Below are 12,424 nucleotides of genomic sequence, written 5' to 3' on the forward strand. Positions count from 1 at the left end.
TGAATCACTAGCAATCGGGAGAAAGGAATATGCCAGGTCAACGCTGGCGGCTCTTGCCGTCTCTGGTATTGGGATTGGCGCTCTTGGGGCTTGCGCCAAGTGTACCAACTGCCTCGGTTAGTGCTGCCGTGCAGGCACAACAAACGACTGCATGGGAGCCGTATCGCTATTTTTCGGCAACTGGCCATAACATCTCATTCGATGTCAAACGCTTCTATGAGCGCCAAGGCGATCTTGAGGTGTTTGGGTTGCCATTAACTGAAGTGATTTGGGAGAATGGGTTTCAGGTGCAATATTTCGAGCGTGCTCGCTTGGAGATTCACCCCGAAAATAAGGGCACAGATTTCTATATTTTAGCGACGCGTTTGGGGGCGGTTGCCGCCGAAGGTCGCCAAAACGAAGAAGCATTTGTCTGGCGCACTGGCCCTAGCTACGAAGGCGCAACCTTCTATCCTGAGTCGGGCCACTCGTTAGGCAATGGCTTCCGCGATTATTGGACGAAGTATGGCGGTTTGTACACCTTTGGCTATCCGATCAGCGAAGAATTTTCGGAAGTTAACGCTGAGGATGGTCAAACCTATACTGTCCAATATTTCGAACGCGCTCGCATGGAATGGCATCCCGAGCACGCTGGCACTAAGTGGGAAATTCAATTGGGCTTATTGGGCAAGCAATATATCAATCGCATGGGCATTGATCAAAATTTGCTCAAGCCAGCCCTCGAAGTGCAAAAACTGGGCAGTGCCACCACTTACTACCGCGGCTCCAATGCCGAACGCATCAACAACATCAAACGCGCCGCTGATCGCTTCAAAGGGGTCACGGTCAAGGCTGGTCAGGTCTATTCGTTCAACCAAAATGTTGGCGATGTTTCCGAAGAGGCTGGCTTTACCGATGGTTATGCAATCGTCGATGGCAAGCTTGAAAAAGTGGTTGGCGGCGGCTTATGTCAAGTATCAACCACGATGTACCGCGCAGTCTTCAATAGTGGCATGCCAATTATCGAACGCTATGGTCATAGCTACATCGTGTATTATTATGAAAATATTTTGGGCTTTGATGCCACTGTATTCGTGCCCGATGTCGATTTCCGTTGGAAAAATGACTTAGGCACCGATATTTTCATGTGGACGGATACCGACACCAGCGCTGGGCGGGTGACCTTCTCGTTGTGGGGTTATGGCGATGGCCGTCGCGCAACCATGGAAGGCCCAACCTATTCCAATGAGCAAAAACCAGGCAAGCCAGTTTGGCAATACGACAAAACGCTGCGACGTGGTGCAGTTGAGCAACTCGTCCATGGCCGCGCAGGCATGGATGTGACGATGTATCGCGTAATCAATAAGGCCAATGGCACATCGAACCGCGAGCGCTTCTTCACGCGCTACTATCCATGGGAAGATTTTTATCTATACGGGCCTGGAGTTAAGCCACCAGCAGGCGTAACGATCGCCCCACCGCGCTATCCATAACCTTCAACAGATCAAACAGTAAACCAAACAACGAGCGTCCTTTGGGCGCTCGTTAGTATATCAGAAGGAAAATTATGTCAAATCAACTTCCGCCAACCACACCGATTCAGCCGAGCAGCCAACCACCAGCTAATCAACAACCAAGCCAATGGTATGCCCAACAACCTTATCAAACACCACCCCAAGCCTATGGCAACCCAAGCTATAGCGTTCCAACCCAAAGTGTCAATGCTTCCAATAGTTGGTTACGCTGGATTGGCTTCAACCTTTTGGCCATGATTTTGAGCAACGTGGTGTTTGGAATACTCTTTTTTCTCATGGTGATCTGGTTGTTTATTGATGGATACCAATCTGAAGGAATTCTCAACTCAATTGATAGCCAAACAGGAGAAGTAGTCTTTATCATTGGATTAGGCACAGTTATAACTGGGATTAGTGCCATAGCAGCAGGTTGGGTTCAACGGATCGGACTCCATAAACGGGTTTCTTATTGGCCATGGATGCTCAAAACTGCCCTTATAACCGCGATCATGACATGCATCAGTTTGAGCATTTTCTTTTTCATCATTAATCCCAAAACATCTGCTGATAATTTTCAATTGATCAATACGCTATTTTCCACCGCAAGTACGGCAGCCATCGCCTTAGCAACTGCCTTGGGCCAGTTTTCCGAAGTAAAAAAGATAACTCCCCAACCCTTTACATGGATAGTTATTTCGGTTTTAACCTGGACAAGCCTTACCGGAATCCTGAGCGCCGTTTTATTTTTCTCATTGTAAGTAGCAATTCAACGTTTGGCGTTAGTGCTACAATCTTTAGCATCTATTTGCCAACTCAGCCCTGAGCATTCTTATAATGCTTGGTGGTTTTATCAGGAGATAGGTTTATGCCAGAACCAATTCAACCAACCACGCCCTTGACCCCGCCAGCAAATCCAGAGCAACCAGTGACCACCAATGTGCTTCAGCCGCAGGTAACCCAAGTACTGGATTCATCGACTCAAGCGTTGCCGCCCAATCCGACCTATGGGCAGCAGCCCCCAACCTATGGCTATCAACAGCCACCGCAATACGGGCAACCGTCTCAATATGGCCAGCCTCAGCCGCCCTATGGCCAACCACCAACCTATTATCAACAACCTCCACAAGCCTATGGCCAACCACAAGCGCCTTACGGCTACCAGCAACAGCCAGTGGTCTATGGCAATCCAGTCTATATGGGACCACCGCCAATCATTAGCGATATTAATGCGCCTGATCGTGGGCTACGCTGGGTTGGCATGAACGTACTAGGCTTTTTTGTAGCTTCAATGAGCTTCTTGAGCTTGTTTTTTGGCCTAGCCATGGTGATTGCAGCATCCTATGTCGATTCAACCTCAAACTTTGAAAATTTTGAGAATGTTGCCAATGCCGATATTCTTGCCTTCGTTGGCTATGGACTCTGTGCAGCACTTACTGCCGCGATTGTGGCCTTAATTCAGCGTGGAGCCTTACATAATAAAGTTTCGCTCTGGCCATGGATTGGCAAAACTGCCTTGGCTGTGGGCATTTTATTGCCATTAAGCACCTTTCTCAGCGGCACAGTGGTTAATATGGCAGAACCTGCTGAATCAAATGCTTGGATGTTTATCGTTTTAGCCACACTTATTTTTGGCATAACCTCATTTGGTACTGCCTTTGTGCAATATCTTGAGGTCAAAGAGGTCGCCAATCGTCCGATGCAATGGGTGATTACGACTGGCCTAACTTGGACAATCCTTGGTGGTTTAGTTTTAGGCGGCTTGTTTGGCTTCTTTGTGATGGCCATTGAGGGTCAGATCTAGCCTTTATTCGCCCTGCAAGTAGCACTACACTCGCAACAACCAATGAGCGTTCTTCGAGCGCTCATTAGTTAATGTAAGCGTAGAGTTGACGACAGAACATCGGATAAATAATCGAGAGGTGAGGCGAGCATGAATGATCTACCCATTAACCAACCAGCAAACCCCAATTCAATGCCAGGTTATCACGTTCCAACTGCTAACCTGAGCAAAATCAATCATCCAGATCGTTGGAAACGCTGGGTCGGTGCGAATGTGATAGCATTCTTTATGGCAAGCTTTCTGTTTCCTGGTTTATTCTTAGCTGTTAGCCTAGCGCTAGTATATGTAGAAGATCGATCGCCTTCCCTATTAAACCAGTTTAGCCTTGATGCCCGTGGGCCATTAGGTATCATAGGCTATGGCTTCCTTTCAGCCATAACCACAATACCCATAGCACTGATTCAACGCATAGCTTTAGATTCCAGCATCCCTCGCTGGTCATGGGTCACCAAAACAGCCTTGTCAGTCGGTGTGCTCATGCCGACTAGTACATTTTTAGCCCATTTTATGTTGGGGAATCTTCTTTCCAGCAATACTTCTGAATTCATCGTGATGGGATATTTATTTATTATTTTTGGCATAACTGCATTTGGTACAGCGCTGATTCAAGGGCTTGAAATCAAACCTGTTGCCACTGACCCACTTCAATGGGTTTGGGCAAGCAGTTTAACATGGATAATCCTTAGCTGTATCATATTAAGTGTCTTGTTTAGTCTAAGCAAAATAATCTTTCCCCCGATCAAACAATAAGATCTAAAGTATCGATTTGATTAACATTCAATGGAGAGGCGAGACCAGTATGAACGATTCAAGTCAACCACCGATCATTCCTGAGTCATCAGCAAACTCCAATTCAGTGCAAGACTATCACGTTCCGACAGTTCGTATGGACGACCCTAATCAGCCAAGCCGTTGGAGTTGGGTAGGGGTTAATTGCACAGCCTTTGGGGTTAGCTGTATCCTTTACCCAATGTTTAATGTTGGTGGTTTTTGCATGTTTGCCCGATCCAACTTTCGAATAGGGAGCATCAACGATCATTCTTCGGGCATTCTTATAAGCATATTCATATTCGCTATCCCTGTTTTTATCACGATTTATATTGCGAGTCGCATCCAGTGTGGAGCGATAAACGAGCATTTCAGGCACTCAGTTTGGAGTTTCAATAGTGCGCTAATCGGCACATTTACCTTTATCAGCATAAGTTATCTGATTATTGCCAATAATCCCGAATTAACCTCCGCCCACTTTATTGGGATAGTGTTTTTTGTTTTTGGATTTACCTCAAGTGCAATTAGTTGGGTCCAATGGCGTGAACTTCGGCATGTCGTTGATAACGCTTGGCAGTGGGTCTTAATCACAATCATCACATGGACTGGCCTTGGAACCCTCATTCTTGGTGCTGGTATTAGCTATGGATTACAAGCATTGATACGGCGCTAGCCCAAGGAGTATCCAATGAGTGAAGAACCACCACATGTTAACCCACTATCAACAAAACCAGAATTGCCAAACTTCAACCCAGCACAAGGCTATCACGTTCCAGCAACAATTATGGCCGACCATACTAAGCTGAGTCGTTGGGTCGATTGGGTGATAATGAATGGTGTAACTTTTGTTATTAGTTGCATCGTTTTTCCAATTCTATTTGTTGGATGTTTATTGCTCTTGGCAGGATTTACAGAGTCAGCCTCAGCAACCCAAGCTCCAATTTCAGATGGCTTTAGCCTCCTATTCGTCGTGGGAATTCCAGCATTTGTCACGATGTATCTTGCAAGTTTTCTGCAATGGACTATCGTCAGCGAAGGTATTAATCGCTCGACATGGGTCACCAATAGCGCAACAGTTGGGGCAATTGCCTTCACAGTATGGATCTATCACCTAAGCCCAATCAATGCTCAATCGATTAAAAATTATAATCAAGTTATCTTTCTGACTTTTGGTATCACCTCAAGCAGTGTTAGCTGGGCGCAATGGCTTGAACTGCGCAAAACAATCGATCAGGCATGGCAGTGGGCATTGATTAGCATCATCACATGGACTGGCCTTGGCACATTAATCTTGGGTTTTGGCCTTAGCTATTTGGTACGCCGCTAGCACAAGGAGTAGTAGATGAGCGAAGAACCACAATCAGCAATTTCAGCAACGGCCCAACCACCGATCACATCCGAACCTCTAGCAACCGCCAATTCAGTGCAAGGCTATCACGTCCCAATAACTAGCATGGCCGACCATAACCAGCCGAGTCGTTGGCGTTGGTTTGGGATTAATTGTTTAGCCTTTGTTATCAGTGGAATCCTTTATCCAATCTTAACTATTACTTTTTTATTTGCAATTGGTTCAATCAATGTTCAATTGCCTTTGATTGATAATCAACGTGCGCTCAAGCCGAATCTCTTCGTTCTTCTCAGTATCCCTGTGTTCATCACAATTTATATCGCTAGTCTCATCCAGCGTGCAGCAATTAACGAGGATTTCAAACGCTGGGCTTGGAGCCTTAACAGTGCAACTGCTGGAACTCTAACATTTATAACGGTGGGCTATCAGATCATTTCCAGAGATTCTATATCCACATTATCCAGCTATCTTTGGCTTATATTTTTCATTTTCGGGTTTACCTCAAGTGCAATTAGTTGGGTCCAATGGCGTGAACTTCGGCATGTCGTTGATAACGCTTGGCAGTGGGTCTTAATCACAATCATCACATGGACTGGCCTTGGAACCCTCATTCTTGGTGCTGGTATTAGCTATGGATTACAAGCATTGATACGGCGCTAGCCCAAGGAGTATCCAATGAGTGAAGAACCACCACATGTTAACCCACTATCAACAAAACCAGAATTGCCAAACTTCAACCCAGCACAAGGCTATCACGTTCCAGCAACAATTATGGCCGACCATACTAAGCTGAGTCGTTGGGTCGATTGGGTGATAATGAATGGTGTAACTTTTGTTATTAGTTGCATCGTTTTTCCAATTCTATTTGTTGGATGTTTATTGCTCTTGGCAGGATTTACAGAGTCAGCCTCAGCAACCCAAGCTCCAATTTCAGATGGCTTTAGCCTCCTATTCGTCGTGGGAATTCCAGCATTTGTCACGATGTATCTTGCAAGTTTTCTGCAATGGACTATCGTCAGCGAAGGTATTAATCGCTCGACATGGGTCACCAATAGCGCAACAGTTGGGGCAATTGCCTTCACAGTATGGATCTATCACCTAAGCCCAATCAATGCTCAATCGATTAAAAATTATAATCAAGTTATCTTTCTGACTTTTGGTATCACCTCAAGCAGTGTTAGCTGGGCGCAATGGCTTGAACTGCGCAAAACAATCGATCAGGCATGGCAGTGGGCATTGATTAGCATCATCACATGGACTGGCCTTGGCACATTAATCTTGGGTTTTGGCCTTAGCTATTTGGTACGCCGCTAGCACAAGGAGTAGTAGATGAGCGAAGAACCACAATCAGCAATTTCAGCAACGGCCCAACCACCGATCACATCCGAACCTCTAGCAACCGCCAATTCAGTGCAAGGCTATCACGTCCCAATAACTAGCATGGCCGACCATAACCAGCCGAGTCGTTGGCGTTGGTTTGGGATTAATTGTTTAGCCTTTGTTATCAGTGGAATCCTTTATCCAATCTTAACTATTACTTTTTTATTTGCAATTGGTTCAATCAATGTTCAATTGCCTTTGATTGATAATCAACGTGCGCTCAAGCCGAATCTCTTCGTTCTTCTCAGTATCCCTGTGTTCATCACAATTTATATCGCTAGTCTCATCCAGCGTGCAGCAATTAACGAGGATTTCAAACGCTGGGCTTGGAGCCTTAACAGTGCAACTGCTGGAACTCTAACATTTATAACGGTGGGCTATCAGATCATTTCCAGAGATTCTATATCCACATTATCCAGCTATCTTTGGCTTATATTTTTCATTTTCGGGTTTACCTCAAGTGCGATTAGTTGGATACAATGGCGTGAGCTTCGCAATGTTGTTGATAATGCTTGGCAATGGGTGCTGATTTCAGTTATTACCTGGACAGGCCTTGGAACATTAATCTTTGGCGCTGGGATTGGTTTTTGGATACGGTCTTTGATGCAACGCTAAACCAAGGAGTAGTAGATGAGTGAAGAACCACAACCACCAAACCAAGCAGATCAACCTCAGCCACCGTCTACCAATTATGGCTATCAGTCGTATGATCAAACTTACCCAAGTTACAACGTACAACCAAGCTACAGCGTGCCAGCAACTACCGATAACAATACCAATGCTCCCAATCGTTGGCGGCGCTGGGTTGGCTACAACGCTTTAGCATTTGGCCTAAGTTGTGTCATTATGCCCTTGGGCTGTTGCGTAATGTCGGTCATTGCCAATGTGCTGCGCAGCGGTTTGCAGGAATTGGTCGATAATCCCAACTTTAATCTTGCTGGAGCGATTGGGGTTTTCGTGCTACTCAGTTTCCCGCTCTTTTTGACCATCGGCGTTGCCAGTATGATTCAACGGGCTGCCTTGTATCATCAAGTGCCCGCTAAATTATGGTTTTTTGGCAGTGCCCTGAGTGGCATCGCTGCAATGTTTGTGGCAATGATGTTGATGGGAATGATCGCAGCGCTATTTGATCTCGACTTCACGCCCAATGCCTATCTCTTGAGCATCGTTGGGATATTTGCTGGTACATCAACAGGCATTGGCTTTTTTCAATGGTGGCAGATTCGACGGGTTGTGATTAATGCTTGGCACTGGCCGCTGATCTCCGGCGCAACTTGGACAGGCCTTGGCACGCTAATTCTTGGCGTGGGTATGCGCTATCTCTACAATCGCTTAGGCATTTAGCGAATGCCCAACATGGCCAAGCCCATGGGCAAATCGCGGGCGGTGCGAATGTTAGTAAGATGAATCCCCGCTCGAATAAGGCCTTCGATTAAACTTGGTCGTAGGCCAATCAGCATACTTTTGGCCCCAATCAACTCAATCGCTTTAACAATCGTGCTAATCGCTTGGATCGCATCGGGATCAAAGGTCAATAAGCCACTGCCATCGAGCAGCACATGCTCACAGCCACGTTCACGCAAGGTTTCAAGAATGGTGTGGGTCAGATTTTCCCAGCGCAGCCGATCAAGCACCCCAATCAAGGGCACAATCAACACATCATCGGAAAGTGGGATGCGCGGAATATCGAGTTCGCTGACCTCTAGCTCTAGCTCAGCTAAAACTTGGGCATTATCGAGCGCCAAAGCCACCGAACTGGCGACCGTGCTCAACAAAGCCTCTTCAAACTCGCCATACAAGGCAGGCTGATAGCTCTGAATATTCAACACGCCCACAAAATCAGTGCCAATCAGCAGGGGCACGCTCATCCAAGCACGTGAACGTTTTTCTTCTTGACCGAAGCTGCGAGTGTTTTCCACGGTAAAACGTTTGGGCAAATCTTCATGCAAATCATCAAAACGCACCAATTGCTGGTTAGCAATAATCCAAGCTACGACTTTGGAGCGCCGATAATCCCAAGCATAGGGCACAACGTTTTCAATGCCCTCATCGATTGAGTAGATCGTTTGCATGGTGTCGGTTTTGGGCTGATATTGCTCGATAAAGCCAGCATCAAAGCGCAATACGTGATGCAATTGCTCAAAAATTGTGCGACAAACATCAGCCAAATCACGTGGCAGCAAAATCGCCCGAATCAATTCATGAATCGCCAAAATCGTTTGCTCAACTGGCTGATGATGGCGGCTACTCTCATAGGCTGTCATACTCACCTCGCTCAAATTTGGCGCTTGAGATAGCGCAAACTTTGCTGCACATCACGCACAATTAGCACATTATGTTGGCTCAAAATCGGGCTAAGCACAGCGCTATTTTCGGCCTGCACTCCGCTAACAATGCAGGTTGCCCCCAATAAGCGTAATGCGCCGATTAATTTATTGAATAAGCCTGTTGCCTGTGGGTCAAACGAGCGCATGCCAGTTAAATCAAGCACCACATAGCGAATGCGTTGGCGCTCAACATGGCCCAAAAGAATCGTTTGCAAAATTGCAAGGCGCTGTTGATCAACCCGCCCAATCACTGGCACAATCCACAAATGTTGATCAACCGGAATCGTGGGAGCGCTCAAGGCCAAACGCAGCACTTCCAATTCTTCCACTCGTTGTATCTGGTTGATCGTCGTGGACAGCATCAAGCTGAGGGTTTGCAGCAATTGCAATTCGCGGTCGCCATAGGCCGCCGTTTCATGATGTTGAATCGTCACCAAGCCCAGCAATTGGCTGCCCAGCATAATTGGCAAGCCTAGCCAACTGCAACTGGCGTGGTGGAAATCGGCTCCAAGCGCATGCTCAAGGTTAATCTCGCTATGGCTATCAGTGTAGATATTTTCAAACAGCAGTGGTTTGCGCTGACGCAAAATCCAAGCGCTCGGCGTATGCGGTTTAATCGTGACTGGCTCATCGGCAAAATTACCACGCCGATGGGCAATCACATAGACATGACGCAAATTCTGCTGCGCATCAAAAAAGCTGATGTTGCCGTGATCGATCGGCACAACCTGCTCAAGCAATTGATAAAACGACTCGTAGACCACAAACCGATCGCGGGTACTATGGATAATGCGGCCAAACTCTTGAATACACTCCAACTCGGCTCGTGCCCGCACCAACGCCTCAGTCGTCGGCATAGCTCAATCCTTCAGCCTCACGGTTCAGCCAATCTGATGCCCAGCCGCCGTCAGAACTGCCACAGCTTCGTTAAATTCAGGTTCACGAAGCAAAAGATAATCGGTATCATAGGTTGATAGCACAAAAATACTGATCTGGGCTTGAGCTAGCGGCGCTGCTAAACTGGCCAAAATCCCAACTTGGCTAAAATCTAATGTGCCTACGACCCGCAGCCCACGCCAATTGCGCTCGGCTTGGACGTTTTCAGGCACACATTTAGTTTCACACACAATCGATAATTCATCAGTGGTACGGCTAATGCTCACAAATGGGCTTTGCAAGGCCCATTCCGGCCATGGCTGCTCGACATTTAAACGAGTAACCGCCAACATTTCGGAATAGACGCTTAATTTCAATTGATGCATGTTACTCACGAACCCGCTGGGCTGCAAATAGCGTCCCCAACACCACAAAAAAAGCGTTTGGCAAGGTAAAGCCCAAATAGCGTCGCGAAGGTACTTCACCTAGGTACATCAACCATTGGCTTGGCTCAAGATCGTTGCTGATGCCCAGTGTCCAGAGTGCCGCGACCAGCGCTGCAATCAGCACGCCTGCTCCAGCAATCACCATTAATTGGGCATTGCGGCGCTCGTTGGAAATCCGGCCAACCACTTCGCCACTCAACAGGCTAATGGCAAACACAAACCAAAAACTCCAATCACCCCAATCGCCGAGCAAGCGAAATTGCCCCCAGGCAATCCCGCCAACAATTGCGACACCGAGCATTCCGGCAATCGCTTTGAGATATTGCTGGCTCGTGACTTGGCTGAGCAGGGTTGGCACATAATAGCCAGTTCGTCCAGCCACCGCGCCAGTGCAATCGGGGCAGCGCCAACCAACTGGCGTGCGCATGGCACAACGTCCACAAATCGGGTTCAAACATTTTGAGCAGCGCAAAAGCGTCGCTTCTTTGGGGTGATTAACACAAAAAAACTCTTCTTCTACCGTTGTTTGCATAGATTTAGCCTCGTTTGATGCGTTGAGCTTCGCGCCAAGCCGCCCAACCAAAAAGCACCACCGCTGTGAAAATTCTGCGCCAACGCTGTGGATGGCGAATTAAGCGCCATAACCATTCTAGCCCAAATTTGCGCATCCATTGCGGCGCTCGTGGACGCAAACCAGCCAAATCATCAAACGTACCGCCAACTCCAATTCCCAGTTTAATCCCCAACTCAGCGCCATAGCGCCGAATCCAGAGGTCTTGGGCTGGTGCACCATAGGCCACCAACACAATATCAGGTTGGCTACGCCGAATTTCGTCGGCAATCGCTGGTTGGTCAAGCTCACGTGGTGAGCCGGCCCATGTACCAACAATCTGGCAATTAGGATAGCGCTGCTGGAGCACCGCCGCTGCTTTGGCTGCCACCCCATCAGCCGCCCCCAGCAAAAAGATTTTCCAGCCGCGCAGAGCACTTTCAGCCGCCAAACGTTCGGTCAAATCGATGCCTGTAACTTTGGATCGTAGCTGTTTGCCTTGCCAACGCGCTGCATGCAACAAGCCTGTGCCATCAGGAACCGAAAGACTTGAGGCGGCCAAGGTTGCCCGAAAAGCCACATTATCTTGAGCCGCCATCACAAACTCAGGGTTAACTGTGGCAATTTGATGCGCTCCACCAGCGGCGAGCATAGCCGCAATCAGCTCAATCGTTTCATCCATGGTCACGTCATCGACGCGCACCCGCAGAATTTCGAGTGAAGCCAAATCGGCTGGACGTTGAAAAGTCATAGTTATTGTTTTTCCTCACGTTGGCGGCCATGACGTTCGCGCAAGGTAAACCAAACATCCTCAGGCGAAACGCCCTGATTGAGCAACAACACAAACAAGTGATAAATTAAATCGCTGGCTTCGTTACGCAATTCATCGGCGTTGCCATTTTTGGCGGCAATAATCACCTCGGCTGATTCTTCGCCAATTTTCTTGCCAATTTTATCGACTCCTTTTTCGAGCAAATAGGTGGTGTAGGAGCCAATTGGGCGGGTTTGTTCGCGTTCGCGCAAAAATTCAAATAATTGGCTCACAAAGGCCAATGGCACAGCGCTACCTTCGCGTTTGGTGCCATCCAGTGTGGTATGAAAACACGAGCGTGAGCCAGTATGGCAGGTTGGGCCAGTTGGCTCAGCCAAAATCAACAAAGCATCGTTGTCGCAATCGGTGCGAGCAGCGATAAATTTCAGCACATTGCCGCTGGTCTCGCCTTTCGTCCACAATTGCTGGCGCGAACGGCTCCAAAACGTCACTAAGCCGCTGGTTTGGGTTTTTGCCAACGCTTCGGCGTTCATATATCCAACCATCAACACCTCACCGCTACGGGCATGCTGCACCACAGCGGGAATCAAGCCTTGGCTATCGTAGGTTAATTCGACCATAACA

16 protein-coding genes are annotated in these 12,424 nt (G+C 47.6%); 10 read left to right on the top strand and 6 right to left on the bottom strand.

What is annotated here, in order from left to right; all coding sequences use genetic code 11:
- Positions 1-29 precede the first annotated feature (29 nt).
- The 10 genes from ABEB26_RS11340 (at position 30) to ABEB26_RS11385 (ending at position 8,173) form a co-directional block, all read left to right on the top strand.
- Complete coding sequence (locus ABEB26_RS11340) at positions 30-1,472, top strand: VanW family protein (protein WP_345722111.1); 1,443 nt, start codon at positions 30-32, stop codon at positions 1,470-1,472.
- A 74-nt stretch (positions 1,473-1,546) separates the two neighbouring features.
- On the top strand, positions 1,547-2,251 hold the full coding sequence (locus ABEB26_RS11345; RefSeq protein WP_345722112.1) for a hypothetical protein: 705 nt from the start codon (positions 1,547-1,549) through the stop codon (positions 2,249-2,251).
- Positions 2,252-2,358: 107 nt separating this feature from the next.
- Complete coding sequence (locus ABEB26_RS11350; RefSeq protein WP_345722113.1) at positions 2,359-3,294, top strand: hypothetical protein; 936 nt, start codon at positions 2,359-2,361, stop codon at positions 3,292-3,294.
- 129 nt (positions 3,295-3,423) lie between these two features.
- Positions 3,424-4,083 carry a hypothetical protein gene (locus tag ABEB26_RS11355; RefSeq protein ID WP_345722114.1) on the top strand — a complete coding sequence of 220 codons (660 nt, stop codon included), beginning with the start codon at positions 3,424-3,426 and terminating at the stop codon, positions 4,081-4,083.
- A 49-nt stretch (positions 4,084-4,132) separates the two neighbouring features.
- Positions 4,133-4,774 carry a hypothetical protein gene (locus ABEB26_RS11360; protein WP_345722115.1) on the top strand — a complete coding sequence of 214 codons (642 nt, stop codon included), beginning with the start codon at positions 4,133-4,135 and terminating at the stop codon, positions 4,772-4,774.
- 15 nt (positions 4,775-4,789) lie between these two features.
- Positions 4,790-5,428 carry a hypothetical protein gene (locus tag ABEB26_RS11365; RefSeq protein WP_345722117.1) on the top strand — a complete coding sequence of 213 codons (639 nt, stop codon included), beginning with the start codon at positions 4,790-4,792 and terminating at the stop codon, positions 5,426-5,428.
- A 15-nt stretch (positions 5,429-5,443) separates the two neighbouring features.
- Positions 5,444-6,109, top strand: coding sequence for a hypothetical protein (locus tag ABEB26_RS11370; protein WP_345722118.1), 666 nt, complete (start codon positions 5,444-5,446; stop codon positions 6,107-6,109).
- Positions 6,110-6,124: 15 nt separating this feature from the next.
- A complete protein-coding gene (locus tag ABEB26_RS11375) occupies positions 6,125-6,763 on the top strand; it encodes a hypothetical protein (protein ID WP_345722117.1) in 639 nt (212 codons plus the stop codon).
- Between the two features lie 15 nt (positions 6,764-6,778).
- On the top strand, positions 6,779-7,444 hold the full coding sequence (locus tag ABEB26_RS11380; RefSeq protein WP_345722119.1) for a hypothetical protein: 666 nt from the start codon (positions 6,779-6,781) through the stop codon (positions 7,442-7,444).
- Between the two features lie 15 nt (positions 7,445-7,459).
- Complete coding sequence (locus tag ABEB26_RS11385; protein WP_345722120.1) at positions 7,460-8,173, top strand: hypothetical protein; 714 nt, start codon at positions 7,460-7,462, stop codon at positions 8,171-8,173.
- On the opposite strand, the gene ABEB26_RS11390 is transcribed toward ABEB26_RS11385, so the two are convergent.
- From ABEB26_RS11390 to hisIE, 6 genes are read right to left on the bottom strand one after another with little or no spacing between them, the layout of a single operon-like run.
- A complete protein-coding gene (locus ABEB26_RS11390; RefSeq protein ID WP_345722121.1) occupies positions 8,170-9,093 on the bottom strand; it encodes a GAF domain-containing protein in 924 nt (307 codons plus the stop codon). The genes ABEB26_RS11385 and ABEB26_RS11390 overlap by 4 nt on opposite strands.
- An 11-nt stretch (positions 9,094-9,104) precedes the next feature.
- Positions 9,105-10,013, bottom strand: coding sequence for a GAF domain-containing protein (locus tag ABEB26_RS11395; RefSeq protein WP_345722122.1), 909 nt, complete (start codon positions 10,011-10,013; stop codon positions 9,105-9,107).
- A 24-nt stretch (positions 10,014-10,037) separates the two neighbouring features.
- Complete coding sequence (locus tag ABEB26_RS11400) at positions 10,038-10,418, bottom strand: ACT domain-containing protein (RefSeq protein ID WP_345722123.1); 381 nt, start codon at positions 10,416-10,418, stop codon at positions 10,038-10,040.
- A gap of 1 nt (position 10,419) precedes the next feature.
- The gene (locus ABEB26_RS11405) at positions 10,420-11,010 is read right to left on the bottom strand and encodes a B-box zinc finger protein (RefSeq protein WP_345722125.1); all 591 of its coding nucleotides are present in this window, start codon (positions 11,008-11,010) and stop codon (positions 10,420-10,422) included.
- Positions 11,011-11,014: 4 nt separating this feature from the next.
- Entirely contained in the window at positions 11,015-11,779 is a 765-nt protein-coding gene (locus ABEB26_RS11410; protein ID WP_345722126.1) for a WecB/TagA/CpsF family glycosyltransferase, read from the bottom strand.
- Positions 11,780-11,781: 2 nt separating this feature from the next.
- Positions 11,782-12,420, bottom strand: coding sequence for a bifunctional phosphoribosyl-AMP cyclohydrolase/phosphoribosyl-ATP diphosphatase HisIE (gene hisIE, locus ABEB26_RS11415; protein ID WP_012190284.1), 639 nt, complete (start codon positions 12,418-12,420; stop codon positions 11,782-11,784).
- Between the last annotated feature and the right edge of the window lie 4 nt (positions 12,421-12,424).

Origin of the sequence: Herpetosiphon gulosus, assembly GCF_039545135.1 — a bacterium.
GTDB classification, from domain to species: Bacteria; Chloroflexota; Chloroflexia; order Chloroflexales; family Herpetosiphonaceae; genus Herpetosiphon; species Herpetosiphon gulosus.